The sequence below is a fragment of the Pseudomonas sp. LBUM1662 genome, assembly GCF_059695915.1.
In genome coordinates this window covers 2,057,798-2,082,139 of the sequence record NZ_CP166793.1, presented here as the reverse complement: position 1 = coordinate 2,082,139, position 24,342 = coordinate 2,057,798, and the positions used below count along the sequence as shown (strand labels likewise).

The 24,342-nt window shown below is 60.6% G+C and carries 33 protein-coding genes; 3 read left to right on the top strand and 30 right to left on the bottom strand.

The window, feature by feature from the left end; all coding sequences use genetic code 11:
• Positions 1 to 2: 2 nt before the first annotated feature.
• The 25 genes from ACA049_RS09465 to ACA049_RS09345 all read right to left on the bottom strand — a co-directional run bounded on the left by ACA049_RS09465 (position 3) and on the right by ACA049_RS09345 (position 19,156).
• Positions 3 to 1,907 carry an SGNH/GDSL hydrolase family protein gene (locus ACA049_RS09465; protein WP_497334885.1) on the bottom strand — a complete coding sequence of 635 codons (1,905 nt, stop codon included), beginning with the start codon at positions 1,905 to 1,907 and terminating at the stop codon, positions 3 to 5.
• A 1-nt stretch (position 1,908) separates the two neighbouring features.
• Positions 1,909 to 2,859 carry a hypothetical protein gene (locus ACA049_RS09460; protein WP_497334883.1) on the bottom strand — a complete coding sequence of 317 codons (951 nt, stop codon included), beginning with the start codon at positions 2,857 to 2,859 and terminating at the stop codon, positions 1,909 to 1,911.
• Positions 2,832 to 3,542 carry a hypothetical protein gene (locus ACA049_RS09455; protein ID WP_497334881.1) on the bottom strand — a complete coding sequence of 237 codons (711 nt, stop codon included), beginning with the start codon at positions 3,540 to 3,542 and terminating at the stop codon, positions 2,832 to 2,834. Before ACA049_RS09455 ends, ACA049_RS09460 begins: the two co-directional genes overlap by 28 nt.
• The gene (locus ACA049_RS09450) at positions 3,539 to 4,081 is read right to left on the bottom strand and encodes a baseplate complex protein (protein ID WP_497334879.1); all 543 of its coding nucleotides are present in this window, start codon (positions 4,079 to 4,081) and stop codon (positions 3,539 to 3,541) included. Before ACA049_RS09450 ends, ACA049_RS09455 begins: the two co-directional genes overlap by 4 nt.
• Positions 4,078 to 4,998 carry a hypothetical protein gene (locus ACA049_RS09445; protein WP_497334877.1) on the bottom strand — a complete coding sequence of 307 codons (921 nt, stop codon included), beginning with the start codon at positions 4,996 to 4,998 and terminating at the stop codon, positions 4,078 to 4,080. Before ACA049_RS09445 ends, ACA049_RS09450 begins: the two co-directional genes overlap by 4 nt.
• A complete protein-coding gene (locus ACA049_RS09440; protein ID WP_497334875.1) occupies positions 4,995 to 5,705 on the bottom strand; it encodes a phage tail protein in 711 nt (236 codons plus the stop codon). Before ACA049_RS09440 ends, ACA049_RS09445 begins: the two co-directional genes overlap by 4 nt.
• Before the next feature lie 8 nt (positions 5,706 to 5,713).
• Positions 5,714 to 7,315 carry a phage tail-collar fiber domain-containing protein gene (locus tag ACA049_RS09435; protein WP_497334873.1) on the bottom strand — a complete coding sequence of 534 codons (1,602 nt, stop codon included), beginning with the start codon at positions 7,313 to 7,315 and terminating at the stop codon, positions 5,714 to 5,716.
• Positions 7,305 to 7,916 carry a phage tail protein gene (locus ACA049_RS09430; protein WP_497316701.1) on the bottom strand — a complete coding sequence of 204 codons (612 nt, stop codon included), beginning with the start codon at positions 7,914 to 7,916 and terminating at the stop codon, positions 7,305 to 7,307. Before ACA049_RS09430 ends, ACA049_RS09435 begins: the two co-directional genes overlap by 11 nt.
• A complete protein-coding gene (locus ACA049_RS09425) occupies positions 7,909 to 9,084 on the bottom strand; it encodes a baseplate J/gp47 family protein (protein ID WP_497334871.1) in 1,176 nt (391 codons plus the stop codon). The genes ACA049_RS09430 and ACA049_RS09425 overlap by 8 nt, the downstream gene beginning before the upstream one ends.
• Positions 9,081 to 9,398, bottom strand: coding sequence for a DUF2590 family protein (locus tag ACA049_RS09420; protein ID WP_497334869.1), 318 nt, complete (start codon positions 9,396 to 9,398; stop codon positions 9,081 to 9,083). The genes ACA049_RS09425 and ACA049_RS09420 overlap by 4 nt, the downstream gene beginning before the upstream one ends.
• Positions 9,395 to 11,377, bottom strand: coding sequence for a phage tail tape measure protein (locus ACA049_RS09415; protein WP_497334867.1), 1,983 nt, complete (start codon positions 11,375 to 11,377; stop codon positions 9,395 to 9,397). The genes ACA049_RS09420 and ACA049_RS09415 overlap by 4 nt, the downstream gene beginning before the upstream one ends.
• 6 nt (positions 11,378 to 11,383) lie before the next feature.
• Entirely contained in the window at positions 11,384 to 11,524 is a 141-nt protein-coding gene (locus ACA049_RS09410) for a DUF6890 family protein (protein ID WP_185045103.1), read from the bottom strand.
• A gap of 23 nt (positions 11,525 to 11,547) precedes the next feature.
• Positions 11,548 to 11,835: a putative phage tail assembly chaperone gene (locus tag ACA049_RS09405; RefSeq protein WP_497316696.1), complete on the bottom strand. Its 288-nt coding sequence runs from the start codon at positions 11,833 to 11,835 to the stop codon at positions 11,548 to 11,550.
• A gap of 32 nt (positions 11,836 to 11,867) precedes the next feature.
• Entirely contained in the window at positions 11,868 to 12,335 is a 468-nt protein-coding gene (locus ACA049_RS09400; RefSeq protein WP_497334865.1) for a lysis system i-spanin subunit Rz, read from the bottom strand.
• Positions 12,332 to 12,859, bottom strand: a complete 528-nt coding sequence (locus ACA049_RS09395; protein WP_497334863.1) for a lysozyme — start codon at positions 12,857 to 12,859, stop codon at positions 12,332 to 12,334. The genes ACA049_RS09400 and ACA049_RS09395 overlap by 4 nt, the downstream gene beginning before the upstream one ends.
• Positions 12,856 to 13,062 carry a hypothetical protein gene (locus ACA049_RS09390; RefSeq protein ID WP_497334861.1) on the bottom strand — a complete coding sequence of 69 codons (207 nt, stop codon included), beginning with the start codon at positions 13,060 to 13,062 and terminating at the stop codon, positions 12,856 to 12,858. Before ACA049_RS09390 ends, ACA049_RS09395 begins: the two co-directional genes overlap by 4 nt.
• Positions 13,059 to 13,271 carry a TraR/DksA C4-type zinc finger protein gene (locus tag ACA049_RS09385; protein ID WP_497334859.1) on the bottom strand — a complete coding sequence of 71 codons (213 nt, stop codon included), beginning with the start codon at positions 13,269 to 13,271 and terminating at the stop codon, positions 13,059 to 13,061. The genes ACA049_RS09390 and ACA049_RS09385 overlap by 4 nt, the downstream gene beginning before the upstream one ends.
• A complete protein-coding gene (locus tag ACA049_RS09380) occupies positions 13,271 to 13,720 on the bottom strand; it encodes a phage protein (protein ID WP_221106928.1) in 450 nt (149 codons plus the stop codon). Before ACA049_RS09380 ends, ACA049_RS09385 begins: the two co-directional genes overlap by 1 nt.
• 5 nt (positions 13,721 to 13,725) lie before the next feature.
• Positions 13,726 to 14,841, bottom strand: coding sequence for a DUF2586 domain-containing protein (locus tag ACA049_RS09375; RefSeq protein ID WP_497334857.1), 1,116 nt, complete (start codon positions 14,839 to 14,841; stop codon positions 13,726 to 13,728).
• An 11-nt stretch (positions 14,842 to 14,852) separates the two neighbouring features.
• Positions 14,853 to 15,533 (bottom strand): virion morphogenesis protein, encoded by a 681-nt coding sequence (locus ACA049_RS09370; protein ID WP_497334855.1) that lies wholly within the window; start codon positions 15,531 to 15,533, stop codon positions 14,853 to 14,855.
• Positions 15,523 to 15,966, bottom strand: a complete 444-nt coding sequence (locus ACA049_RS09365; protein WP_497334853.1) for a phage tail protein — start codon at positions 15,964 to 15,966, stop codon at positions 15,523 to 15,525. The genes ACA049_RS09370 and ACA049_RS09365 overlap by 11 nt, the downstream gene beginning before the upstream one ends.
• Positions 15,963 to 16,424, bottom strand: coding sequence for a head completion/stabilization protein (locus tag ACA049_RS09360; protein ID WP_497334851.1), 462 nt, complete (start codon positions 16,422 to 16,424; stop codon positions 15,963 to 15,965). Before ACA049_RS09360 ends, ACA049_RS09365 begins: the two co-directional genes overlap by 4 nt.
• Positions 16,425 to 16,522: 98 nt before the next feature.
• Positions 16,523 to 17,236, bottom strand: coding sequence for a phage terminase small subunit (gene gpM / locus ACA049_RS09355; RefSeq protein WP_497334849.1), 714 nt, complete (start codon positions 17,234 to 17,236; stop codon positions 16,523 to 16,525).
• Positions 17,236 to 18,252: a phage major capsid protein, P2 family gene (locus tag ACA049_RS09350; RefSeq protein WP_221106935.1), complete on the bottom strand. Its 1,017-nt coding sequence runs from the start codon at positions 18,250 to 18,252 to the stop codon at positions 17,236 to 17,238. Before ACA049_RS09350 ends, gpM begins: the two co-directional genes overlap by 1 nt.
• 1 nt (position 18,253) lies before the next feature.
• Positions 18,254 to 19,156 (bottom strand): GPO family capsid scaffolding protein, encoded by a 903-nt coding sequence (locus ACA049_RS09345; RefSeq protein ID WP_497334847.1) that lies wholly within the window; start codon positions 19,154 to 19,156, stop codon positions 18,254 to 18,256.
• Positions 19,157 to 19,318: 162 nt separating this feature from the next.
• Between ACA049_RS09345 and ACA049_RS09340 the strand changes: the two genes are divergently transcribed.
• The 3 genes from ACA049_RS09340 to ACA049_RS09330 all read left to right on the top strand — a co-directional run bounded on the left by ACA049_RS09340 (position 19,319) and on the right by ACA049_RS09330 (position 22,501).
• Positions 19,319 to 21,382, top strand: coding sequence for a terminase large subunit domain-containing protein (locus tag ACA049_RS09340; RefSeq protein ID WP_497334845.1), 2,064 nt, complete (start codon positions 19,319 to 19,321; stop codon positions 21,380 to 21,382).
• A complete protein-coding gene (locus tag ACA049_RS09335) occupies positions 21,294 to 22,160 on the top strand; it encodes a phage portal protein (RefSeq protein WP_497336801.1) in 867 nt (288 codons plus the stop codon). The genes ACA049_RS09340 and ACA049_RS09335 overlap by 89 nt, the downstream gene beginning before the upstream one ends.
• A gap of 80 nt (positions 22,161 to 22,240) precedes the next feature.
• On the top strand, positions 22,241 to 22,501 hold the full coding sequence (locus ACA049_RS09330) for an ogr/Delta-like zinc finger family protein (protein ID WP_497334843.1): 261 nt from the start codon (positions 22,241 to 22,243) through the stop codon (positions 22,499 to 22,501).
• On the opposite strand, the gene ACA049_RS09325 is transcribed toward ACA049_RS09330, so the two are convergent.
• From ACA049_RS09325 to ACA049_RS09305, 5 genes are all read right to left on the bottom strand, one after another.
• Complete coding sequence (locus ACA049_RS09325; protein ID WP_221106939.1) at positions 22,486 to 22,689, bottom strand: hypothetical protein; 204 nt, start codon at positions 22,687 to 22,689, stop codon at positions 22,486 to 22,488. The genes ACA049_RS09330 and ACA049_RS09325 overlap by 16 nt on opposite strands.
• A 516-nt stretch (positions 22,690 to 23,205) precedes the next feature.
• Positions 23,206 to 23,439 carry a hypothetical protein gene (locus ACA049_RS09320; protein WP_497334841.1) on the bottom strand — a complete coding sequence of 78 codons (234 nt, stop codon included), beginning with the start codon at positions 23,437 to 23,439 and terminating at the stop codon, positions 23,206 to 23,208.
• Entirely contained in the window at positions 23,433 to 23,711 is a 279-nt protein-coding gene (locus ACA049_RS09315; RefSeq protein WP_497334839.1) for a hypothetical protein, read from the bottom strand. Before ACA049_RS09315 ends, ACA049_RS09320 begins: the two co-directional genes overlap by 7 nt.
• Before the next feature lie 62 nt (positions 23,712 to 23,773).
• Positions 23,774 to 24,025 carry a hypothetical protein gene (locus ACA049_RS09310; RefSeq protein WP_497316665.1) on the bottom strand — a complete coding sequence of 84 codons (252 nt, stop codon included), beginning with the start codon at positions 24,023 to 24,025 and terminating at the stop codon, positions 23,774 to 23,776.
• Positions 24,026 to 24,039: 14 nt separating this feature from the next.
• Positions 24,040 to 24,333 carry a hypothetical protein gene (locus tag ACA049_RS09305; RefSeq protein WP_497334837.1) on the bottom strand — a complete coding sequence of 98 codons (294 nt, stop codon included), beginning with the start codon at positions 24,331 to 24,333 and terminating at the stop codon, positions 24,040 to 24,042.
• Positions 24,334 to 24,342 lie beyond the last annotated feature (9 nt).

The following is a 24,342-nucleotide window of genomic DNA, read 5'->3' as shown; positions in this document are numbered from 1 at the left end:
GTTCAGCGCAGGGCGGTGTAGAAAAATTCAGAAATCACTGGGGCGCCCTTCGCCGGATCCGGATGGATCTTGTCATCACTGATCAGCGGGGTTTGGCCGGTGCTGGCGTACTTCGCGGGGTCGCCCATGGCGGCGTATTGCATGTCCATAAAGGCAATGCCCTGCGTCCAGCACCAAGCGGCGGCGAGCTTGGTGTAGGCACTCATGGGGTACTGACTGGATCGCGTGGTGTCCCAACGCATGGCGACGATGAAGGACGCCCCGGGATGGACTTCCAGGTGAGTCGCGACCACGCCCTGCAGGTTGGCGAGAAAGGTCGCCGGCGTAACCGATGCGCCCTGATCGTTGCCGCCCAGCATCACCAGCACGGCGTCAGCAGGAATGAAGCCCGTGGCGGTCTTCTGCTGCGTTAACCAGGTCGCATCGTTCTTGTACCAGTCACCCGATGCCGAACCGCTGGCCGCGCACTTGGAGACGACCACCCCCGACGCACTGTTTTCGGTGTAGATGCCAAACAGCGTCGGCGTGCCGGTGACGACTTCCATGCGGAACTTCCAATTGCTGCCGGCAGGCAACACCGGGAAGGCCAATTGCTGGGGACCCACCCCGGACAGCGACAGCGTGTTCCACTCCAGGGCATCACCCCAGCGATACCGCAGGGTTGAACTCGCGCCATCGCCCAGGAACAGCAGCTTCGCCAGCGTCGCGGCGGTCGAGATATCCGCGGTGTCGAAGGCGGTGATACTCACGTAATCACCGGCAGCCCCCGCCTTGATCGTCCTGTTATCGGGACTGGCCGCGCCCAATGGCGACAGCGTCCAGCTGCCGCCGAAGTAAGTAAGGCTGCCATTGGTGTACAAGAAGTTTTTCGTGCCCAGGGACGAGCCGTGGTTGAAGCCGATGTAACCCGAACCGCCAAAGCCAAAGTCTTTGGCTAAAAACCGGGTGAGGTCGTTCATGTAGAAGTTGTGGCTGGCGGAATAGGAGTCGCCGATGATTTTCAGGTACAGCTTTACCCCAGGCACACCGGCGCGAATCTGGCCTTGCTTCATTCGCAACTTAGGCAGGTTGGCAATGTTGTTGTAAGCAGTTTTGGGATGGCTGTCGTCACTACCGATCAGCGGTTTCAGCCGCTTTGCCCAACGAAAAATCACCCAGTCCGGCACCTGACCGTCAGTATCGCGGATCGACAAATCAGTCAGGCGCCCCAGGGCATCAGGAAACGCATACAGCAGGCCCGGGACATACGCCGGTTTGACGCCCAGGTACTTGTACAACATTTTCAGCGCCCAATTGCTCGGCCCGCCATCCCGGTTGTTGATGCCCATCCACGTTTCATGTCCAGCAGAGTCACGCACAGCAACCAATGTGTCATTGACGCTCTGAACTTTGAATTTGCTCTGTACAAAGCTATTGATCGTTTCGACGGCGGTCGAACTCGGGTACCGCGTTTGCTCAACCGCCACCCCCGCTTCATTTTTAAACAGAATCAGCGACTGGGCGTTCTCGGGTGAAACCACGGTGAAGAACATGCCGTCGGTCGTCGTGCGCAACCCTTCCGCCGTGCTGGCTTTCACGCCGGCGGCCAACTGGGCAGCGTCTCTTGCCGATTCTGCGCGTAACGCCGCGCCATTCGCTTCGGCCAGGGATTCGCTGACGTCCAAGAACTGGACAGGCAAACGGTAATCCCGTTTACCTTTGGTGATGCGCAGGTCATACAGCCCGTTCGGCGCGGCAAACTGCGCCAGTCCGTTTGCATCGGCCAGGAACGGGTTGAGCAACCCTAAGCCGTTGCTCTTACGCAAACCAAACACGATGTTCTCGGTACCGCGCTCGTACAGGTAGCAGGTCGCAGCGGGCAACGCGTTGCCCAGGTCATCCTGTGCAAAGAAACTCTTGAGTTCCAAATTAGGCTCCGGTGATGGGCTTGAGCTGCCCAGTAAGCTGTAGGCCGGTACCGGCGTTGGTAGTGAAGCTAGCAGCGTTGGCGGGAACTGGGCTCGGTCCGTGGACGTGGGCCGCCAGTTCGGTGTTCATCTGCGTGACCAGGTCGATCAGATCGCACAGCACCTGCAGTACGTTCACCGACTCAGAACCCAGCCAGGTCTTGGGGGCGATGCTGCGGCGGGCGCCTTCGATGCGCTCGAGCATCTCGCCTCCCACCGTCAGATTGAGTTTTTGGCCCACCACCTGATTGAGGTCGCGCCCGCTGGCCAGGTGCAGGTCATCCAGCGCGGCCAGGCTGACGGATCCGCCGGACAGCAGCTTGAGCGCGCCGATCGCTTCGATCGTCTTGATGCCCCCGACCGACTCAGTCGAATGGTTGTCCACCTCCACCGTGCTGCTCTGGTAGCGCTCGACGTTGCTCAGGCTCTCAACCTCGCGCTCGATCGACTTGTCCAAAATCCGGCCATCGGTCTGGCGCAGCCAGTTGCCGTCCGCATCGGCGCGCTGCTGGGCGGCTTCGCTGTGCTGCCACACCTGGTCACCTTTCGGCACCTTCGGCAGGCTCAGGCCGTGCGGCAGGATCGCCTGGATAAACGGCTTGCTTGGCAGGCCGTAGGCGAAAGACACGACGACCCGTGTACCTTCTTCAGGGAACGCGAAAAAGCCCATCTCATCGCCGCCCATGGGCATGGGCAGCGGCACGCCGGCCAGTACCGGCAAGTCCGGATCCGGCTCGTCGTCCTCACCCAACAGTTCGAGGTCCACCGCAAAGCGCGGACGGAAGTCGTCGCAGATCCCGGCGCCGGCGGGAGCATCGGCCACACCCACCACACGGGCGAAGCGCGGCAGGTGATAACCGCCAGTGAGTTCGGGAAATTGCCGCTCTACGCTACGGCGGATTGCGTCTTCCATCGGATCGCCATTTGGTTGCCGGTGAGTGTCACGTTGGTGATCCGCTCGCCTTGGTTGATGGATGCACCTGGTCGCAACCCGGGAAGGGCCGCGATCATCGCGCTCTGATTGTTTTGGTAGCCATTGAACAGTTCGACGGGCAGCTGCAGCGGCGATCGGGAACCGAAAAAACCGTCAGCCCAACTGCCCACAAACACTTCGCCGTCGCCTTGCTGTTGCCAGATAAAGTCGGGGATCCCGAACACCCGGGCCAGGCTGTCCATCGCCTGGTAGCCGGCGGCCAGGTTGTAGAAGAACGGGGCTTTGACTTTGGCGTAGGCCTTGTCCGGCACTCGAAAGCTCAACCCGGTTTTCTGGTTGATCTCGCCCAGCACAGTCGTCAGATCCGCATGGCGCAGGTTGAGCGGCAAAGGGTTGGCCAGGATCGCCGCCAGTTCACGACAGAACAGCACTTGCTCGATCACGTTGGACGGTGTGCAACGCTCGACATAGCCGATGAAGTGGCGCTGCAGCGGGCTGTCGTTGTAGCCGATATCCAGCGTCACCAGCCCCTTCACCGGCGCTGCCGCTTGAATCGTCAGCGTGGCGCGGCCGGGGGTGCGCAGTTCAAGGCGAACGTCATCGGCGATCAGGGGATAGACCACGCCACCGATGGTTAGCACCTTGTGCAGCTTCATGCTCATGCCCCACCGCCCAGGTAGTTATCCAACTTTTTCAGGGTGGCTTCGAAGCCGCTCAGCTCCTGTCCTGGTGCGCCGGTTTCAGCTGCACCTGGTGCAGTCACTGACTGCCCCGGGGCGCCTTGTTGCGTCACATCCTTGGACGCTCGACGCGTCTCGACCCGCTCGGGGTTGGAAAGCTTTTCCGACAGAGTGAATTGAACGAGCCAGGCGCGAAGCGAGTCGTCCTCCCGGGCGCTGACGCCATCGGAAAATTGCACCTGGCGCACGCCGAACGCCGACGCGGTGTCGTTGACCAGTCGATAGGTTTTAAGCTGGCCACCGGTGCCGGTCGCCTCGGCCAGGCGCATCAAGTTGCGCAGCTGCGACTCATCGACAAAGGGGATCAGCAACGTGACGGCCAGCGTCTTGGGCTTAAACCCTTTGTGGGCCGAGTCGGTGTTGCTGGTCTGTCCGGACAAATCGTCACTTTCGATTCGCAGGTTGGCGGTGACTTTGAGGTTTTTGCCGCGTACCTGTTCGCCATCGAGCAATAAGGTCATAGGCCCACCAGTTCCCGAACAAAGCCCAACCCTTTCAGGGAGCCGACCAGCAGCACGCCCGCCGACAATCCCCACTCGTGCCCCGGTGCATCGCCCTGCAGCAGCTGGTGCCGCAACTCGGCGGCATTCCCCGGACCGATCAGGCGGGCGCGCATGGTGTCGTCGGCAGTGCCGCCGGCGAACTGCGATTTGAGGTCGGCCATCTGCTGGGCCTGAGCCTGGGCCTGGCTGGCTTTACGAGTAGCCAGCCTCCCCAGATCGGCCATCGGCGAGCTGTCCGCGTAGCTTTCCAGTGCCGACAGCTGACTGTTCAAGGTTTGCGTGGCGGCCTTGGTCAGAGTGCAACGCTCAAGGGGCAGCGCCCCCCAGCGCGGCAGTGTTCCGGCGGTGGGCAGTTCCCACTTTTCAGCGTCCAGCGCGAACAGGTTTTTCGCTCGGCGTTCGGCGCGCTGCAGGTCGGGCATGGGCAGCACGGCATTGAAGCGGGACAAGGTCGCCGCGAACTTGTCGTAGCGCGTGCCCAGGAACATCACCGCCAAGGCGTATTGCGCCCCGGCAGGACGACCGTCGTCGCCGGTGTCTTCTAGCTTCTCGCCCAGCTGCTGCAGCAAGTTCGGCGCGGACAGATAACGCTGGTTACCGCGTCCCTGCCCCACCCCACTTTGAAAGGGCGTCACCACCAGGCAGGCCGGCACCTCGCCCAAGGCATCGCTGAGCCCGGCGCGACCAGCGGCCACAGCCGCTTCTGCAGCGGCGCCGACCGGCCCCGGTGAGGTGGTGGCCAAGTCGGCGAGACTTGCCAAGCGTTGCCCGGTGCTGGTCAGTTCGCTGTTCGCCAGATCCTTGGCCGCCTCGAGGTCGGCGAGCCACTGGGTGGACTGCTCTGGCCAGCGCATGGTGATGGGAGCCCAATTCATACCGGCGCGGACTCCCACACCACGGCGTTGAGTGCGTTTAGGTCCGACGTCGACCGCGCCGCGGCCAAGGCCTGCTTGAGGTCGTTAGCTTTGAGCAGACGCTGCAGTTTAAAGTCGGTGAACTCGTCGCCGATCTGGCGCAGTTGATCGCTGGTGTGTTCCAGAAAGGCCTTCACCCCGGCTTGATCTTGGCAGGGGTATACGCCACCAAAGCCGCGCAAAATCATGCTGGTCAGGTTCAACTGATCCTGAAGCTGGGTCTCGTAGAAAAAGCGATCGCCCAACACCGACGACCAGAACCCGCCGGTGATCTCCTGCAGACAAGCCGTGTTGACCGTCGACAGTTGGGCGACGTAGCGCAGCTCGATCACGGCCGGGATGTCGTCAACCCAGTGGCCATTGCCCCAGATCTGGCCCGGGCCTGGCACTTCCAGCGTGTAACCGGTCGGCAGCGAACCCGCCCGTTCGATGACCAGGGGCTCACGGGTCAGGATGTTGTAAGCCGTCAGTCCTTGATAAGAGTCAACCAACTGCCAGCGTCGACCATCCCAAAACGCCGCCTTTCTTTCCGGTACCGCCGGCGGCGCAACTTCGACACACCCGCCGGGAATCAACCAAACATCAGGTTCCAGCGGCGAGCGATCGGCCACGGTCTTGCCGGTGAAGATGCCCAGGTGATCGGTTTGAAAGACGGTTTTGGTATCCATGACGGGTCTCAGTACTTAATACAGGCAAGGAAAGCGATGTTTTGCGGGCGTGTTTCCGCGCCCCCGGAATAGCCGACGGTGATGACGTGGCTATGCGCGGCCACTGCGTTCACGCTGATGTTGTGGGCGTGTAAGCCATCGGCGGAGGTCGTCGAATAAGAGCCGGCCGCCTGTGTCACGTCATCACCTGAAGCCAAGATCTCGCCACCCGGCATGCTCGGGACCGCTGACCCTTCTTTCACCTGGTGGCTGTGGGAACCCTGAGCATCGCTTGATGCGGTGTGGTTGTGCGCGCCCGCTGCGCTGGCACTTCCCGTGTGGTTGTGGTTACGAACTTCGTCGGCTTGAGAGCTACCCAATACCCGGCCGGCGTCGATGCCGCGACCGTCATCCAGAACGCGAATGAACTTGCCGCGTGGGTCCGGCAGGTTGAACGTGTTGACGCCGTCACCGGCGCCGTAAATGGTGCCGATCTTGGCGAACAACGCGGCATACACCGTGCGCGAGACCGCCGCGCCATTGGCCCGAAACCATCCCGGCGGTGGGGTGGCCATCGCAAAGGTGCCGATACGACCGACCTCCGAATCAGCGATAACCTTGCGCAGGGCGTTGAGTGCCTTGGTGGTCGCCAGAATCTCGCTGCTGTCCGTGCCTGGGTCATCGCTTTTCGCGTTGGGCAGCTCGCCCAGGTCGACATCGTCTTTGGTCGTCGCCCGGGCGCGCAGGTTTTCGTAGTCGCCATTGCGTAACGCGAACTGCTTGACCAGGGCGCCGGTGATCGGCTCGCTTTGGCGCAGATCCGTGATGTCCTCGGACACAGACACCTGGGCCAGCTCCACCAGGTAATGCGCGGTGCCGTTGCTGTCGACGTAGTCCGTCTTCGCGGCACCGAACACCACCTTCCACGCGGCGACCGCGTCGCTGCCCTCACGGGCCAGCGCAACGTCGAGCCAGGCTTTGACGGGCAGCGCCGGCAGTTGCACCTGGACCGGCTCAGCCAGCTCGACGCGAATCCCCTCCACGTAGGCAATGCCCGCTTTCACCTGGTACAGGTCAAAACTGCGTTCCATCTGCAGGCTGTCGGCCAGGTAGCAGACACGACCGAAGACGTCGCGGTTGCTCAAGCGCTCGCGCAGATCGATGCCGTTCAGGCGAATCGTGAAGTCGTGCTGCCAGGTGCTGGCGTCGACGGTGATGCCCGTCAGTGCCTGGGCACCGTTGAACTCCACCAGGAAGTTGCGGGTGACGTTGTTGCCGATCTGCAGCGGCGGAATGTTCTTGCGCTTCTGCTGCACCGGCACGGTCGCGACCGCGAGCAACACGCCTTCCGATGCTTCCAGACCGATCCAGTTAAAGTCCCAGTCGCCCACGTCGGAGCCCACCATCAGGCTGTAGATCACCTGATTGGGGCTGACGTAGCCTTTGCGGTCGTAGGCTTTGGTGAAGACGATCTGCGACGCTGGCGGCTTGCCAGCGGCGCGATCAACCGGGGCGTTCGGGTCAAGGCCTGGCACAAGCGCCAGGACGAAGCGAGCAACCTCGAGCCTCTCCCCAGCGCCTTGCTTCTGGGCAATCAGACTCTCGCCGGCAAGGGTGATGCTAGCTCCCATGGGTGCTCCTAAACGGGTTGTTCAAAAAGGTGAGCAATGCGAGCTCGTTGATCACGACCAGGCGACTGGCGCTGTCGTCCAGGGTGGCAATCAGGGTTTGTTGGTCGTCGTTGAGATCGGCCACGCCGATGTTCAGCTTCACGGGGGTGATCGTGACGAAGTCATAACGCCGGCACGTGCGCCCGTATTGCTGCATCAGGACGCGCAGCAATACCGGGTTTTCGCTCAGCTGCGTGTCGGACAAGTGCAGCAGGACCACGTCCCAATCGAGGTGCGGCAGTCGCTCCTGGATTTCCACATAACCGACGCCCAGGCGTTCGAAAATACGGACCATGCCAGCGGTGCTGCCCGCGTCCACGGCATTGATAAAGGCGTACTTCACCCGCCGGCGATAGAGCTTTTCGGGCTCGCCGTGAAAGCGCTGGATGTCGCGCTGCCAGGCCAGCAGATCGAGCACGCTCAGGTGGCAGGTCTCGGCGTCCATCTGCAGCAACGGCCAGTGCAGCCAGTCTTCGACCTTGATCCACCAGGCTTGCGCGGCCGCTTTCAGCTTGGCCAGCTCCGGCCCGTCCAGCCAGAACGGGAGGCTCAACTTAAGCATTCAACATCACCTCAACCCCGGACAGGCGCGGGATGGTCAGCTTTGAAATGATGTCCGCGTTGTCAAAGTCCAGCGAATCAATGCCTGGGAATTGCTGGTGCAGTTCCTCGCCCAAGCGGCTAAAGGAAAAACGCGATTGGGGGTGAGTCAGGGTTGGCTGGTAGTCGCTGGCGGTGCTCTCACGAAACGCGGCACGGATGTACAGCTCGATGTCAGATTTCAGCGCAGGCCAGCGCTCGGCACCGACTTCGGCCTTGGGCCAGACCGTCAACCTCACGGTGTGCAGCGTGGCGGGCATCTCCAACACCAGCAGGTCGTCACCGTGGCCATGGTTGCCCTGGTCGCGGATGTAGTGGTTGATTTCAGCCAGGAAGGTATCCGCCGGCGAGTCGGCTTCGAACAGCACGAACGCGTTGGCACTGCCGGGGCCCCGGGGCGCGTTGTGCTCAAAGTAAACGCCGTCGGGCTGCACACCGGGGAACACGGCGATCATGGCGCGATACACGGCATCGGTGTGCCATTGGTTGACGGCTGAGAACTGGTTGCGCACGCGCAAACGCAGCTCGTCGTCAGGCTCAGTGTCGGCGCCGGGTTGGCTCAGCCAGCCGTCAGCGTTCACCACCTGGACCACCCCGGGCACCGGCTCCGGCAAAATGGAAAAGTAACCGGGTGCGAGATTGAATCCGCTGCCGGCCTGCTTGGCCCGGGCCAACACCCGGATCTGGGATTCGCCATCGGCAAAGCTGGCCGTTGCCACCGTCACCAGCTCGTACACGTTGCCGTTGATCGCGATCGACTGCACCCGAGTGCCGGCCGGCACTTCCAGCAACCCAGCCAGCGCGCTGCGGGTGAACAGCAGCAACCCTTCGGCCTTGGTCGCTGGCTTGCGGGTGACGTTCACCGCCCAGGCCAACATGTCCAACCAGGCGCCGGTGGCGGTCTTCACGAAGAAGTTCGGCAACACGGTGCCGGCGATAAAGTCGATCAGCCACATGACCGGCTTGGTCACCAGGGCAGTGATCACCCGCCAGAACGGTGACCAGGCACTGGTGTTGCTCAACTTGCTGCCCTGGGCGACGACTTCCAGTTCCCAGGCAGCGCGCAGCTTGGCCTCGGTCGTCGGAATACCGGCGTCACTCAACGCCTGTTTGAAATCTACGTCACTCACAGCACTACCTCGACAGATCCGAATTCAACGGTTTTGGCGGTAACCAGGTACCGGCCCTTCCCTTCTTCAAGGATCCGCACGGTGCCTGGTACCAGGCGCACGTCCGCCTCAACCAGCAGTTCCAGTTGCTGGATGCAGTCGGCTTGTCGGAAGCGATCGCGCTCGGCGACCTGCGTCACCAACAGCCCGCTTTCGCGAATCATGTGACCGATGTCCTGGGCGATGCTGGCCCGGTCGTCCACCAGCAGCGGCTGACTGGAGGGGTCAAGGGTCAGGTCGTTACCGGTGATCAGCAGATCGATGTAGAGACTCATCCGCCTACCCCCATCGCGACCATGTTTTCCAGCTCCAGCGGGGTCAGCGGCTTGGCGGTGTGGATGTTCACGTTTTCAACGTGGGTGCCCTTATTCTGGCTGCTGGTGTTCTGAATGCTGGTCAGCAACCCGCCCGGGGGCACAGCGGAGGCCCGCGACGGCGAAAGGCTGGGGATCGCCGCATTGATGGTCTGCTGGGTTTTCTGCGCGGTGCTGGCGGCGTTGGCTGCGCTCACCGCCGCATCGACTCCCGGCACTTCTGGCATGCCGCCAAAACGTGCTTCGATGTTCACGCCCGGGATGCTGTTGATCATCTCGATCAGGCTGTTGATGGCCTTGTAAAAGACGCCGACGATGCTGTCCCACGCGCCCTTGGCCATGCTCGACCAGCCGCCCATGGAGCCGAACCAGTCGGACAGCGTTTTGAACTGATCACTGACCCACTTGAACGCCTCGCTGTTGAGCAGCGCGGCAGTCCATTCGTCCCAGTAGTAGACGGCGGCGATGACCAGCGCGACCAGGGCAGCGATCCCCATCACCACGACGCCGATCGGGTTGGCGGTCAGGGCAAAGTTGACCAGCCAGATCGCGCCCTGCCACAGCAGCATGGCGCCCCGAATGACTGCCAGGCCGGCGCTCAGACCATAGATCACGGCGGTATAGGCCAAGATGGCCAGCTTTTGCAGGACGAAACCTGCAGCGGTGCGCAGGTTGAGCAGCTGCACCACTTTCCACACAGTGACCAACCCAAGCCAAGTGGTCCTGGCGATCCCGACCACAAGGGTGAGCAACGACATGCTGGCCACGATCCCCAAAATCGTCAGGGTGGTGATGCCGATCACGCGGGTGATGTTCGGAAAAATCTGCGTCCAGCGGCTAAGGGTTTTCCCGATGCCCACCAGCTTATCCATGAGTGGCGCCAGGATCGGAATCAGCACCTGGCCGAAGGCAATGCGCAACGCCTCGACGGCAGCGGCGAACTGTTGCCATGGATCGACCATGGCTTTGGCCATGTTCTCGGCGTTCTCCAGGCCTCGGACTTTGCCCAGTTGGTCCATGCCGTTGCGCAGGCGATCGGTGTCCTTGGTCAATGCGGTGATGACGCGGGCGCCCTCCCCGCCGAAGGCTTCGATCAGCTTGGTCCCGGTACTCGCGCTGTTCAGGTCGCCAAACTTGCCCTCGAGCTTGCCAAGGATGTCGAGCATCGGCAGCAACTTGCCGTTCTGGTCGACGAACTTCATTCCCAGCTTTTCCGAAGCACCGCCGATGTTCTCGAAAAATGATTTGTAGATGCCGCCAGCGTCCCCGCCTTCCATGGTGCTGCTGAGTGAGCCGATCACGGCGAACTGCTCGGCCAGGTCCACACCGGCGGTGGTGGCGATCGAGCCGACTTCCTTGAACGCGTCCTTCAACTGCGCGCCGTCAGTGCGAAACAGCTGCACCGCCAGCGCAGTTTGGCCGCCGAGTTTTTCCACCCATTCGCCCTTGCCCATGGCGTCGGCCTGGCCCTTGAACAGGTTGTACATGGTGCCCACGTAATGCCCCATCGTTTCGGCGTCGGTCCGGGTCGCCTTGGCCATCACGTCGGAAGCATTGGTGAACACCGCCAACTGGTTGCCGGTCAGCCCCTTGATGGCCCCCTCCACGGTGGTCGCCGAGGCAACAAAGTCCCGGGCGCTTTCGCCGTAGGTAACCGAGAACTCCAACGCCTTTTGATTGAGTGCGGACAACGCATCCTCTGCCACGCCCAACGAGCGGACCTCGCCGAGGGCGCGGTTCATCTCCAGTGCCGGCGCCAAAGATTCGGTAATGGCCACACCCGCACCGACCATGCCACCCAGCCCCAGGCCCATCGTCTTGATGTTTTTTTCGCTCTTTTCGGCAAGGTCGGAAAACCCCATTTTCACTTTGCCCAGGGGCGCGGTGACCTTGTCGGTCAGACTCAAGATGAAGGCCAGGCGAGCAGCGCGGTCAGCCATGTGTATTTATCCATTCAGTGCATGAGCGATGCCGTTAGCGACGGCGATTTCCATGCGTCTCCAGTGTTCGTCCTCCAACCACTTGGCCGCGCCCATCACCTCCGGTGTGGGCTCAGCGCCAGGCAGCCAGCGACTGGACAAGGTCATCAGTTGACCCAGTCCGTCCTCACTCAGGCGCTCAGCGTGCTCGAGTGCTTTTTTACGATGATTTCAACGTCCGGCGCGTACTCCTCGAGCAGCGCGCCGGAGATCTGCATCGTCATCACCGGATTGGCCAACAGCGTGCGCAGCTCGGTGCGTTGATCGGCCGCCACGGTGTTGCTGAGCAGGTTGTGCGATGGCGAGACCTTGTTGTTGGCGGTCATCGCGTTGAAGTACTTGGTCACGTCCTGCGGGGTCATGGAGAAGGTGAATTCTTTGTCGCCGACTTCCAGGGTGATATCGCGTTTCTCGGTCATGTCGTTGTTCCATTCAGGTTTAAAGGTGACAGTCAGCGCAGGCAGATCCGGCGCACGTGGTCCTGCAGGCCCAGGATCATTTGCCGACTGAGGGCAAGTTGATTTCTGAGGGTGAAATAATCCGATCGAGCGTCTGCTGTGAGTTCGGCGGTGCCTGCATCAGCCAGGCGGCCGGCGCCGGTTTGGGCGGGCGTTGCGGTGCTGCAGGTGGCGGCGATGCGCAGCCGCTGACGGCCATCGTCAACAGCGCGGCGCAGGTCATCGTTTTGATTGAGCGCATGGCTCAGCTCCTGGGTACGTTGAAGATCGATCGCATCGCGGTCGGCCAACATTTCACCGCTGACGCGGGCCGCTTCGCGCAGGCCTGTCACCTCAAGCTGCACGCCGTCGCGTTCGCGGCGAGCGGACTCGAGCTGATCGCGCAGCTGGTCAAACGCGATCCAGACCAGCAACCCGGACAGCAGAAGAAGAAGGACGAGACGCAACGGAGGGATGGTCATTGCGCGCACAGGCTCGATTCCGCCAGGCGCCGCGCATGCAGTCCGCGAACGAACTGTTTACGGCCCTGGGCGTCGGTAACGAAGGCCCACACCGGTGTCTTGCCATCCGGGGCCCAGGCCATCGCCTTGCAGCCGTCCGCAATGCGTCCGGCGTTGATCAGGCCGACCGCGCGACTGGCGCACGTCGTCGGCACGCCGAAGTTGTGCGCGTGGCTACTCAGCGCGTCGAAGGTGTTCTGCCCCACGTGCTGATTGGTGATGCAATCGGCCAGCTGCAGCTGCCCTTTCTCGATCACCAGCTGCTCCACCTGGTCACAGCGAGCGTCCGACCAGTAGTCGCCAATCACGACCGGGTAAGGGCTCGTGTGGCGGGTGATGCCTTTGCACACCGTCGGCAGTCCCCGGGCCAGTTGGTCGGCGTACACGACGTTCTGGCCCTCTCCTTCCCATTGGCCTAGAAAACCGAGCAAGGAAGCGCTGACCAGCGCAATGGCGCCGGTGGCGATCTTGGTGCGCAGGTTCATAACTTGCCCTTCCAGTCGCGCAGCATCTGACGGTACTTGGGGACCAGCAGCACGATCTGCAGCACCATGTAGAGCGCGGTCAGCATGTAGGCTACCGCTGACCAGTCGATGGCACCTGTCACACCGGTAGCGGCCACGCCGATTGCCGGTGACGCCTTGACGAATACAATGGCGGTGTCCTGAGCGGCCTGATTCGTGCTCATCGGCGAGCCTCTTTTTCAAAAGTTGACTGGCATGGCACGCAACGCAAGATCCCGCCAAGCGCCTGGCGCGCAGCTGGAATCTCGTTGTCGCAGTCATCACAATGGGACCGGCTCGGCCCCGATGGCCGCGGTTTGGCGAGCTGGGCAGCGATTGAACGCTCACGCTCCAGCTCCTCGATCGCTTTGGCGTTGTCGAGCCAGTCCCCCATCAGCGCAGCCCCTCGATCTCGGCGGCGGCCAGGTACGGCACACCGTTGATGCGGATGAAGTCCGGACTGGTGACGTCAAACGGCACCTTGTGCTTGGACTTTTCACCGCCTTTCGGGTCGATGCTCAGCAGGCTCGATACCTTCAACTTGCAACCGAACGCCTCGATACGCAGTTCCTCATCGCCGGCCTTGGCGAAGAAAATCGAGTCGAATGGCTCGAGCTCGCGAAAGCTGCCGGCCGTGCGAGCGGCTTCGATCAGCAGGTTGAAGTTGCTGGTGTCGAACTCCATTTCCCCACTGCCCGACACGTCGCCGTCGACGTGTCCGTTGGGTACCCCGCCGCTCTGCGCCACGGCGGTGTTGTCCGTGATATCCAAGGTGCAGCTTTCGACGTGAACCAGCAGATCGCCCAGGTTCACGTCGAAGTTCTTGCCGCCAATACGTGACATAGGGGTTACTCCGAATCGTCGGTGGAAAGGTCGAGGGCGATGTTGGCCGTCAGGTCTTTCGGGCAGTTGAGCGGCCGGATCTTGATGTAGATCTCAACCTTGGTTTTGCTGTGCCACACCAGGACGATGTCGCCATCCTTCGGCGCCTCGATCTCACCTGGGAACACCTGGCCGGCGAACGTGGCGGACTTGGCCATCTGGCGCAGTGGTTTCATGAACGCGCTGATCGCGGCGGCCATGCTGTTGGGGGTGTTGTTGAGGCGACGGTCACCCACGCGACGGATCAACAGTGGACGCACCTGGCGCGCTGCCTTGTCGGCCAGACGCAGGTACTCGATCACCAGGAAGTCACTCGCCGGCGCATCGAGCATGTTGCCGTCGCCCCAAAACACGCCCGGGTAATCCGGGTAGGTTTGCGTCACGGAGAAACGTGCCTTGTCCAACTCGGCACGGGTCGCCGATGGCAGCGGTACGCCTTCGACGTCAGCGGGCACAGGGCCCAAGCCCAGCACCGCACCGGACGCCACGCGCATTGGGCTGTCGGCAATGCTCACAGCGGCGTTGGCCAGACGGCCGGCCAGCACGCCCAGGTCATTGCCATGCAGCTGGGGTACGACCAGGACACGCGGCGCGGCCAGACCGGTGGTGATCGCCCGCTGCTCGACCAGGTATTGATCCCAGGTCTGCAGCACGGTGATGCCGGCACTCGCCGCCATCACGAAGGCCCGACGGCCGTAGGTGTTGTTCAGCGCTATGGCCGCGTCATGCATGGCCGACAGTTGGGCCGCCGTGGTCACCGGTTTGGTGATCACCACCGCCTCAACCGAATAGCCTTGTTGCTGGGCGTTTTCTAACGCTTCAGGCCAATCACCCTCGGCCGCTATCGGGGCCGCCAGACAGGCCCAGCGATCGCCGCCGTTCAGTCGAGCGGCAGTGATCTGGGTTTTCAGGTCACTGGCCGGAATGCCCAGGGCGCTGTCCAGGTCACTGTCGTTGTTGAGGGGGATCAGTTGGCCGATGCTTTTCGCGCCGGTGCCAATGAAAAGGAAATAGCGCTCGATCTCAGTCACGGCGCCTTGGCCCAAATTGAGATTGTTTACGCTGACTTTGCCGAGTGCCATGCAGTGCCTCGCTAGCGGGGAGAATTAAGGATTTGTTGGAGCACCTGGTTCAGCAGCAAGCCGGTGTCTCGCTCGGTGCTGACGCCGATGAACTGGCGTTTGGGCAAAGTGATTTCCCAGCTCTGCGCGCCACTGCTCTCGGCTTTTTCGTCATCCAGGATGCGGATCAGCAGGCCAGCTTTGGCGTAGTTCACATGCTCTTGAATCCACGCCACGGACGGGCGCGTGAGACTCTTTTTGCCTTGTTGGCGAACCTTGAAGCCCAGCCGACGCAGACGCTTGGCCTGCTTTTCGGTGGCGGCCAGGCCAACGGGAACGGTGTTCCACTTGCGCATTTGCGCGGCTGTGCGGCGCTCGCTGGCACCGTTGTGTTGCTGCGCCGCGACCCAACTGGTCAGCGCGTTACGCCATCCCAGTTCGGCTTCGTCGGCACTCACGCGGGTGACCTGCATCAGCTTGGCCAAGCCGGCTTCCATCTTCTTTTTGCCTTTGCCAGAACCCTTGCGTGCCTCAAACGGCGAACCGTCCAAGTTCTGCTGATCACGCACACGCTTACGGCTCATCGTCCGCACGCGCTTGGTGACGTTGTTCAGCAGGCGACGGCGCAGCTGTGGCGGGAGGCTGAGCAACGCCAGTTGCTCGCGCACACCCAGATAGCCCCGGGCATCGAGCTCGAAAGTGCTACGCCCCACCACTGCCTACCTCGCCGTGTTCGGCAACCCACAGGTCGAATGGGACAAACGCCCAGGACTTGCCGAAGGCCTCGATCTCACCGGCGGGATCCTCGGCCAGGTATTGCGGCTCGTTGAATTCCAGGGTGATGTCGACGTCGGCCAGATCGTTGTCGAGCATGGTGATGTCGAACTTCGCCGCCGGCAGGTCGTCACGGTCCAGGTCATTGCCCTCGAGCCAGCTGCCCACCAACGCCATCAGGCGCCCCGGATGATCGGCGAAACGCTCCAGTGCGATCGTGGCGCTGTAACGCATGTCACCCATGCGCAGGCCGTCGAGGTCCGGCTTCCAGATCAGCTCCAGGTTCACCTGGTCGGTCCAGCTGTCGAGCTGTTCCGGCTCTACAAGCCGGCGCTCAATCAGGTAGGTGGTCAGGGCACGGAGTTTGATCACAGCAACGCCGCCGTAATGCGGCCACGGCCCTGCAGCGAGCGGACGGCCTGCTGGCTGAATTCCAAAAAGGCTTCGCCACGCTCGGGCAGTTCTTTGCCGGTGTTTTCGGCACTTTCACGGCGGGTGACCGTAGCGAACTGGGTCAGCAGGCTGGCCTTGGCGCGGCAGTAAACGGCGCGTTTGTACGTCGCTACGTGAAATGTGCGCTCGGGCAGCACCGTGGTGTCCGCAGATTCCACGGTGGTGACGCCGACGTTCTGCCATTGGCTTTTGCGCTTGGCCAGATCGCGATTGACCTCGGTCATCGCCGTGGTCAGTTCAGCGGCCAGCATGTCTACCAGGTACTCCGCCGGCAGGCGGTAACCCTTCTGAAACTCGGCCACGGAGAGGTCCGGCCAGAAGCCGTCGTTCTCGATCGCCTGTTCCACAAAGGTCGTGGGTTTCCCGGAAAAGCTCATTGCTGGGCACTCGAATAGGGGCGGGAAAACTGTTTCAGTGGGTCAGGCCATAAATGGTTGGCTCACATCCACAGTTTCTCGCCGGGGGGGGTAGTCGGTTATTCGGCGGCTGTCACAGCCAGTTGTTTGGCCAAGGCCTTGCGAGCGCCTTCCAGGCGGGTGCCTACACCGACACCGGCGTGCAACTCAGTGGCGCGCTCAAAGTGAGTGATGGCCTTGGTCCACTCCTTGGCATCCAGGGCACGGATGCCCACCAACTTGTGGTACTTGGCCGGGATCTGTTCGGTGAGCTGCCATTCATCGTCGACACGCGGCAGCAGGTCGGACACATACGGCTCAGGACTGCGACCAGCTTTTTGCTCGGCCTCGGCCCACTCGATCACCGCATCCGCGACAAAGGTCTGCACGTTGCGTTTGAAGCGCTCGGGCATCGGCTGGCCTTGTTCCATGGCGAAGTCCGCCAGGTCCAGGCCCGCTTCGAACTGCTCGGTGTCGAACAGCCACACCAGGACCTGCATCACCACCGGGTTCGGGAAACTCAATCCGGAATCGCGATAGCGCTGCACGTAGTCCAGGTACTTGGGCACCAGCTCGTCACGCTTGAGTTGTTGGCGCAATCCGAGGTTATCGATCGCGCTCAGTCGTTCGAGGTCCTGCGCCAACGCGTCTTCCATCAGCTTCAAGTGTTTTTTGGCGTTGGCCGGGCTGGCCAGCGCGGTGGCAGCGGAATACACCACCGATACGGCACTGGCACCTTCAGCGGCGGGACCTTCGGCCTGAATGCGGCGCTTGTGCGCCAGGGCCAGGCTCATCAGATCAGCTCCACGTTTTCAGCGGCCGCGAATTTCTCCAGCTGCTCGATCACGTAGCCTTCGTTGCGGCCGTTGTAATCCTCGACGCGGGAGCGCTTCGGGTTCTCGATCAGGTGACGGCGCCAGCTGCTGTCCTGGAAGTAGATCGACAGGTTGTCCCAACTGGTGACGACCACGGCGTTAACCGGGAAGTGCGGCACGGTGAAGGTCGGCAGACCGCCATAGGTCGCGATGACCTGGGCACTTTCAATGCGTTCTTTCTCGGTGGGTTTGCCGGCCTGGTTCGAATACAACTTGGCCTTGTCGCTGGCCAGCAGGTCACTGCCGACAATGGCGATCAGGTCGCCGCCGTCGCGGAAAACGGAATCGATCATCTGCTTGGTGTCATGCACCAGGGCATCGAGGTTTTCATAATCGCCGCCGGCGCCGAGGGTGATTTTCCCGGCCGTTTTGCCTTCGTGTAGCACCTGCTCAGGAATCTGTTCACGGGCCAATTGCAGCCAACCCTTGTTCACGTCCTGCAGCATCGGGCTGGTGGCCAGATTGGTCTGAATGGCAGCGGTCAAACCGTGCCAGCCGATCATGATGCGATCCAGGGCGATCTGTTTCTGCACGGCCGCCGAGTAGCGATCGGCGAAGTCCGGGAACTTCGCCCAGCTGTCGATCTTGGCGAACGGCAGGCCGACATCCGACTCAGTGTGAAACAGTTCGTAGCCCAGGCCGTTCAGATCGGAAACGTCTTTGGCTTCGCGGTCGGTGGTCTTGGTGTTGGTGCGACTGGTCACGGGACCATTCACGCCAAACATGACCTTTTCGCCCTTGATCTCGGTCACCGGCACCACGTTGATGCGCTCGAGGAAATCCGCACGCTCGGTGATCTTGTCGTTCAGTTCCTGGGCAATGCTCGGCTCGACATTGAACTGGCGAGAGACGTCGACACTGTAGGTCTCGGCGATCGCTTCACGCAGCGCGGCGTATTGCTTCAGAGCGCGATTGCTCAAAGATTGCTGGCTCATGTCACAGCACCCGCTTTTTAGTGTCGGTGGAACCGGTGGTTTTCGGCAGCGGCAGACCGGTGGTGGTGTTGAAGGCTTTTTCCAGCAGCGCTTCGATACGATCGAGACGCTTGTTGTCGCCGCCCTGCTTGGCGAATTCACGATCCGTTTCGGCCTGGGTCACGATCGCGTCAACGGCTTCTTTGACGTCATCGACTTCAGTGGTAGCCGGGGCGGTGACCTCAACAGTCACGGGCTCGATCACGGCGGCGAGGCCGGTGACGACAAGGCCGAGTTGTTCGTTCAAGGCCTTCAACGCCTTGGCTGTAGCTTCATCCATTGGGGGTTTGCTCTCGGTGGGAGTGGTCGTTTCGGTGGCGGTGTCGTCAACAGCGAAGCGCTTGAACAGGCGGGCCAGCAGGCTGGTCAACTTGCCGATTTCGCCCTTCGGCTCCTCATCACCCAACTCGCCGAGAGGAACAGATGCGGCGTAATGCACGGGCTCGCCGGTCTTGCGGGAAAAGTAGAGTTCCTGGGTACCCAGGCTGGCCGGGGAATCGGTCACGGCGAGGCCGGACAGGTAGGCTTTGCCGCTGTTCGCGAAGTTCGGGGTAATTTCAATGCTGGTGAACAGCTTCTCGCCCTGGTCATTGAGGCAGAGCAACTTGTCATTAGGCTTGAGCTGGGCTTCCAAACCGACTTGACCCTGTTCCAGATCGTCCGCTTCTTCCACCAGACGTACTGCGAAGACGGTCCCGTAGGCACCGGGCCAGCGTTCGTGCTCACACCAGATCACCGCCGTGTATTTGGTTGGGCTGTAGGTCTCAGCGATATCGCGCAGTTCCTGGGGAAGGATTTCACGACCGTCAGCGGTGGTGCCGCTGGTGGCGACACGTTTCCAGAACGAAACAAGGGAACGGGGCATGGGCGATAACTGCGCTCAATCGGTGATTTGAGCCGCCACGATAGGCACCGGCCGACCACCAAACAAACGGTTCACTTTTGCGCTGGTCCTATTTCGCAGATATAGGACGAACACGGATTTTAACCCCGCGTTTCAAGCGTTTTCGCCGCATAGACTGCGGCCATGCAATACGCCCCCGAACTAAAAGAAGCCGCCAAACGCCTTTATTTGCGCCGCTGCAAGCCGCGTGAAATTCAGGCGCAATTGTCCCTGCCCAACATCCGGATCATTTACTACTGGATCCGCCAAGGTGAGTGGGACGACATGCTGTCGGATGAAGAACCGCTGACCGCGGTCGGACGCCGGATCACCCTCCTCCTGGATAAAGCCACGTCGCTGACCAAGGGCGACCTGGACGAACTCGATCGACTGACGACCATTCGCGATCGGCTGTTGAAGCAATCCGTAAAACCGGTACCGGCGCCGATCGGTGATCCGCCGGCGGACGATGGCCAGCGCCGTGAAGGGCAACGCAGCCAGCGCCGAGAGCGAGGCGATCGTTCCGACAAGGGCGGGAAAAAGCGTGAGAAGAAGGCTAAAAACGAAGTCGGCGAACTGACCGAAGTCGACTTTCTCGACAAGTTCATCAGCAAAATGTACGGCTACCAAAAGGAGCTATTTGCCGCCAAACAGAATCCGCTGACGAGTCGGATCCGCAACATCCTCAAAAGCCGTCAGGTGGGCCTGACCTACTACTTCGCCGGCGAAGCGTTCATGGACGCCGTGCTGACCGGCGACAACCAGATTTTCCTGTCGGCAAGCCGCGCCCAGTCCGAGATTTTCCGTAGCTACATCGTGTCGTTCGCCCAAGAGTGGTTCGGCCTGGAGCTGACCGGCAACCCGATCGTCTTGAGCAAAGACGGCAAGCCATGGGCCGAGCTGCGTTTCCTCAGCACCAATAGCAGCACCGCCCAGGGCCACCATGGCCACGTCTACGTTGACGAATATTTCTGGATCCGCGACTTCGAAAAACTGAACACCGTCGCCAGCGCCATGGCCACGCACAAGAAGTGGCGCAAGACCTACTTTTCCACGCCCAGCGCCGTGTCGCACCAGGCTTATCCGTTCTGGACCGGCGAGAAATTCCGCAACAGCAAACGCAAAAACGCCAAGGATCCGTGGCCCAGTGAGGCGCAAGCGGCGGCGGGTTCGCTGTGTCCGGACGGGCAATGGCGCAAGGTCATTACGATTCTCGACGCCATCACCGGTGGCTGTGATCTGTTCGACCTCGAGCAGCTGCAGCTGGAGTACGACGAAGACAAATTTCAGCAGCTGTTCATGTGCAAGTTCATCGACAGCACACAAAGCGCTTTTTCCCTGGCAGACCTGGAGCGTTGCTACTCCGACCAGTCGTTGTGGACCGACTACGACCCCGACGACCCGCGTCCGTTTGGCAACAGCCCCGTCTGGATCGGCTACGACCCGAGCCGCACCCGCGACGATGCCAGTTGCGTGGTCATCGCCCCACCGCTCGAGAACGGTGGCAAGTTCCGAATTCTGGAAAAGCACAGCTGGCGTGGGCAGTCGTTCAAGTACCAGGCCGAACAGGTCAAGAAACTCACCGAGCGCTTCAACGTGCAGCACATCGGCATCGACACCACCGGCATCGGTTACGGCGTGTTCGACCTTGTGCGCGACTTCTACCCGCGTGCGACCTCGATCCACTACAGCCTTGAAACCAAAAACACCCTGGTGCTCAAGGCACAGGACACGATCCAAGGCAGCCGCATCGAGTGGGACGCCGGCTGGAACGATATTGCGCAGGCCTTCCTGACGATCAAGCGCGGCACCACCGGCGGTGGTCAAGTGACCTACAGCGCATCGCGCACCGACGCCTCCGGCCACGCCGACATTGCCTGGGCGATCATGCACGCCCTCGCCCATGAACCCCTCAACACCAACAAACAGCGGCGCAGCCGCTACACATTTAGCGGATCAAGCACCCATGGGCAAACCAGCAAAAAATCAGCAGCAACCACCGGCAACCGGTCCGATGCGGGCCTTTTCATTCGGTGCGCCGGAACAGGTACTGAGCGAAAACATCGGACATTACCTGGGCGTGTTCGCCACCCACGACGGGCGAACCTACACCCCGCCGGTGTCACGCCAAGGCCTGGCCAAACTGCTGCGCGCCAATGCGCACCACGGCGCCATTCCGGGATTCAAACGCAACCTGTTGCTGCGTGAGTTCGTATCCTCCAAAGGCTGTTCGATCAAGACCATGAGCTGCGCAGCACTGGACTTTATGGTGTTCGGCGAGGCGTATTTCCGCCGCAACCGCAACGCTTTCGGCCAGGTGCTGGAGATGGATCACCTACCGGCGATCAACATGCGGGTAAAGGTGGGTGGCGGGTTTGTGATGCTGCAGAAAGACGGCAAAGAGCTGGAGTTCAGCGAAGACGAGGTTGAGCACGTCATGAACTATGACGTGGAACAAAACATCTATGGCGTCCCCGAGTACCTGGGCGGCATGCAGGCGCTGCTGCTCAATGAGGCCGCTACCCTCTTTCGCCGGCGCTACTACAGCAACGGGGCACACGCGGGCTACATCTTCTACACCAACGACCCGAACCTGACCGAGGAAGACGAAGTATCGCTGCGCGATCAGATCAGTGCGAGCAAGGGTGTGGGTAACTTTCGATCGCTGTTCGTGAACATCCCGGGCGGTACCGAGAAAGCGATTCAGATCATCCCGGTGGGGGACTTCCAGGCCAAGGACGAGCTGGAGAAGGTCAAGAACATCACGCGTAACGACGTGATCGCCGCGTGGCGGATGAACCCCGCGTTGGCGGGCATCATTCCGGAAAACAACGCAGGCTTTGGCGATATCGAAAAGATCGATCGCGTGTACACCAGCAATGAAATTCGCCCGATCTGCCAGTTATTCAATCAGCTCAACGACTCATTGAGACCAGATCGGTGGATTGGCTGGCGGGAGTCTCCAGCCGTTGAGGAGTCCCCTTGATATCAGGGACAGGAAATGAGTAAAGCACTACTTGCTGTGGCAAAATAGTGCCTTATATGGAACCTTGGGGAAGGGGCGTTATGCGGGTGTATTGCAAAGAGTGTGGCAGTAAAGGACGAATCGCTTCGCGAGATGATCTTTCGAAAGAGTTTGCCAAGCTTTACTGCCAATGTGGTGACGCGGTGTGCGGTCATACGTGGGTTGCTAACCTCACTTTTTCTCACACCTTGAGCCCTTCTGCCCAATCGTGTGATCGCCTGGTGTTTGATCGACTTCGCGACCTTACCCGCGCCCAACAACGCGAGCTATTCGATCAGCTTGGCACTCAACTCGCCCTATAGTTTTTTAACTTAATCTCAAATTCGCTGAAATTTTTTATAACATCAGCACTCATTTCTAAAAAGCCATTTCTAGCGCGCTCAGATAACTGAAGCTCTGAGGCTGACGCACCCATCAAAAATATGAACTTATTTCCGAGACTATGCGCCTCATCGATCAGCTCTGTTTTTTTTGGTCCGGCGTCCATCATTGTAAAACTTCCTGTTTGGCGGTTCTCGATGGGCCGAAGTTTAGTTAGTGGCTTTTTGAATCGTCAAGCGCTTTTTTTAATCCTTGTAAAACTTTCAAGATAGGTCATTTTATTTTTATGGGGGCCGCCGACATACGAAAATCAGTGACTTCACCCCGTGCCTGTTAGGGCTAGGGTGTATGCGGTTGTGCCTTTGAGGTTTCAAGAGAGTCAGTACAAAAGTACAAACTCCCACTTTTTAACTTATTCAAACACCCATAACCTTCAGAGGCACTTAACACAAAAACGTTAAAGCGCTAATACACTAAAACCGTAAGGCGCCATAACGCTAAGTATAATGATATTGCACAAAACCAGGCACACTGCAAATCCTGAAGAGCCGAACAGCACCTGCTGCAATATATAAATAAATCGACCTTTGAGTATTGACTCATCGGACTTGTAAAAAGGGCGCCTACAAGGCGCCCTTTACGTTCAGGATATGGGAGTGTTAACGGCTAAGTGTTTCGCACCTCATCACACCAAACCATCAATTTTGATCACGCCGTAGCGTCGGCGGCCATCAGCGGTTTCGAAAGCTGCAACGACGTGCCCACCAGGCAGCGGGATTTGCACTAGGCCATTGCCGGTTTCGTGTTGAAGCAATCGAGTCGCCTCGACTAAATGGAAGTCAGTCGGCAGTTCCAGTTGCTGGCGAGCCTTTTGCTCTTGGTCGTCCGAAACGGCAATGAATTGTCTGTCGATCAGCATAGGGATACATCCTGTGATTCCGAAGGTTTGGCGAGTAACTGCGCGACTACGGCGGCATCGCGATCAGATAATTCACCCGAGGCTTGCGCCATGTCTGCCAGGCTTTCTAGGCGCTCACGGGCTTCGGGGGTTTTGTGAATAAGGTAACCAATCAGCGCCGCACCGATCACGGCGACGGCCAACATTGGACGCGTTGTGTTAATGGTGCCGCGGCGTTGCTCTGGCTGTGTGATAGCCTTGTGGCTGCTGCTGCTCGGGTGCTGTGCTTGCATGGTGTTGCTCCTCTTGTAGTGGTTGGTGTCGGGGAGGTGCGAACTCCTCGACACCGTCTTTCTCACGCTTGCCGCAATCGGCTCGCCGTGAATACCGGGCGCTGTTCACAGCGCACTTCAAACAACCCCAAGTCATCACCGTCAACGTCCTGCATGTGCACGACGGTGATAAACGTCGGGGCGTCTTCTGGGTGATCCCTCCAATGTGCGGCGGCCGCCAGTTCGGCTAGGTCTTCGGCTGTGCGCTGCGCCACGTAATCGGACGGCAGCGGCAACTGGCCGGGCAAAGTGTTCGCGCGGTAGCGAAGAATCATTGCAACTTTCCCCCTCAGGCCTGGCGCACCAGGTGCACCACGAAATCAGATGGGATACCCGAGTGAATGCCCCGCGCTTTCAACTCCATAACGGCTTGGATCTGGAACCTGGTGCAGTCGTCTGCCAGAAATTGCTTGTTACCGGCCATGGCCTGATCGGCAATTCGAGTGATGAAGAACGGGGTTGTGCAGTGTTCGCCGACGATGATTGGCGCCTTGATCCCCTGGCCTTTCAATTCGGCTTGGATGGCTCGCAATCGCGTGGTTTTGCCGGTGCGCTGCTCACCGGTGATGACTTGTACCTGCATGGTGTTGCT

Bases quoted from the DNA above. Each gene is read 5' to 3' on its own strand.
- ACA049_RS09460 (WP_497334883.1), bottom strand. From the start codon at position 2,859: ATGGAAGACGCAATCCGCCGTAGCGTAGAGCGGCAATTTCCCGAACTC.
- ACA049_RS09455 (WP_497334881.1), bottom strand. From the start codon at position 3,542: ATGAGCATGAAGCTGCACAAGGTGCTAACCATCGGTGGCGTGGTCTAT.
- ACA049_RS09450 (WP_497334879.1), bottom strand. From the start codon at position 4,081: ATGACCTTATTGCTCGATGGCGAACAGGTACGCGGCAAAAACCTCAAA.
- ACA049_RS09445 (WP_497334877.1), bottom strand. From the start codon at position 4,998: ATGAATTGGGCTCCCATCACCATGCGCTGGCCAGAGCAGTCCACCCAG.
- ACA049_RS09440 (WP_497334875.1), bottom strand. From the start codon at position 5,705: ATGGATACCAAAACCGTCTTTCAAACCGATCACCTGGGCATCTTCACC.
- ACA049_RS09435 (WP_497334873.1), bottom strand. From the start codon at position 7,315: ATGGGAGCTAGCATCACCCTTGCCGGCGAGAGTCTGATTGCCCAGAAG.
- ACA049_RS09430 (WP_497316701.1), bottom strand. From the start codon at position 7,916: ATGCTTAAGTTGAGCCTCCCGTTCTGGCTGGACGGGCCGGAGCTGGCC.
- ACA049_RS09420 (WP_497334869.1), bottom strand. From the start codon at position 9,398: ATGAGTCTCTACATCGATCTGCTGATCACCGGTAACGACCTGACCCTT.
- ACA049_RS09415 (WP_497334867.1), bottom strand. From the start codon at position 11,377: ATGGCTGACCGCGCTGCTCGCCTGGCCTTCATCTTGAGTCTGACCGAC.
- ACA049_RS09410 (WP_185045103.1), bottom strand. From the start codon at position 11,524: ATGACCTTGTCCAGTCGCTGGCTGCCTGGCGCTGAGCCCACACCGGAG.
- ACA049_RS09405 (WP_497316696.1), bottom strand. From the start codon at position 11,835: ATGACCGAGAAACGCGATATCACCCTGGAAGTCGGCGACAAAGAATTC.
- ACA049_RS09400 (WP_497334865.1), bottom strand. From the start codon at position 12,335: ATGACCATCCCTCCGTTGCGTCTCGTCCTTCTTCTTCTGCTGTCCGGG.
- ACA049_RS09395 (WP_497334863.1), bottom strand. From the start codon at position 12,859: ATGAACCTGCGCACCAAGATCGCCACCGGCGCCATTGCGCTGGTCAGC.
- ACA049_RS09390 (WP_497334861.1), bottom strand. From the start codon at position 13,062: ATGAGCACGAATCAGGCCGCTCAGGACACCGCCATTGTATTCGTCAAG.
- ACA049_RS09385 (WP_497334859.1), bottom strand. From the start codon at position 13,271: ATGGGGGACTGGCTCGACAACGCCAAAGCGATCGAGGAGCTGGAGCGT.
- ACA049_RS09380 (WP_221106928.1), bottom strand. From the start codon at position 13,720: ATGTCACGTATTGGCGGCAAGAACTTCGACGTGAACCTGGGCGATCTG.
- ACA049_RS09375 (WP_497334857.1), bottom strand. From the start codon at position 14,841: ATGGCACTCGGCAAAGTCAGCGTAAACAATCTCAATTTGGGCCAAGGC.
- ACA049_RS09360 (WP_497334851.1), bottom strand. From the start codon at position 16,424: ATGAGCTTTTCCGGGAAACCCACGACCTTTGTGGAACAGGCGATCGAG.
- gpM (WP_497334849.1), bottom strand. From the start codon at position 17,236: ATGAGCCTGGCCCTGGCGCACAAGCGCCGCATTCAGGCCGAAGGTCCC.
- ACA049_RS09350 (WP_221106935.1), bottom strand. From the start codon at position 18,252: ATGAGCCAGCAATCTTTGAGCAATCGCGCTCTGAAGCAATACGCCGCG.
- ACA049_RS09345 (WP_497334847.1), bottom strand. From the start codon at position 19,156: ATGCCCCGTTCCCTTGTTTCGTTCTGGAAACGTGTCGCCACCAGCGGC.
- ACA049_RS09340 (WP_497334845.1), top strand. From the start codon at position 19,319: ATGCAATACGCCCCCGAACTAAAAGAAGCCGCCAAACGCCTTTATTTG.
- ACA049_RS09330 (WP_497334843.1), top strand. From the start codon at position 22,241: ATGCGGGTGTATTGCAAAGAGTGTGGCAGTAAAGGACGAATCGCTTCG.
- ACA049_RS09325 (WP_221106939.1), bottom strand. From the start codon at position 22,689: ATGATGGACGCCGGACCAAAAAAAACAGAGCTGATCGATGAGGCGCAT.
- ACA049_RS09320 (WP_497334841.1), bottom strand. From the start codon at position 23,439: ATGCTGATCGACAGACAATTCATTGCCGTTTCGGACGACCAAGAGCAA.
- ACA049_RS09315 (WP_497334839.1), bottom strand. From the start codon at position 23,711: ATGCAAGCACAGCACCCGAGCAGCAGCAGCCACAAGGCTATCACACAG.
- ACA049_RS09310 (WP_497316665.1), bottom strand. From the start codon at position 24,025: ATGATTCTTCGCTACCGCGCGAACACTTTGCCCGGCCAGTTGCCGCTG.
- ACA049_RS09305 (WP_497334837.1), bottom strand. From the start codon at position 24,333: ATGCAGGTACAAGTCATCACCGGTGAGCAGCGCACCGGCAAAACCACG.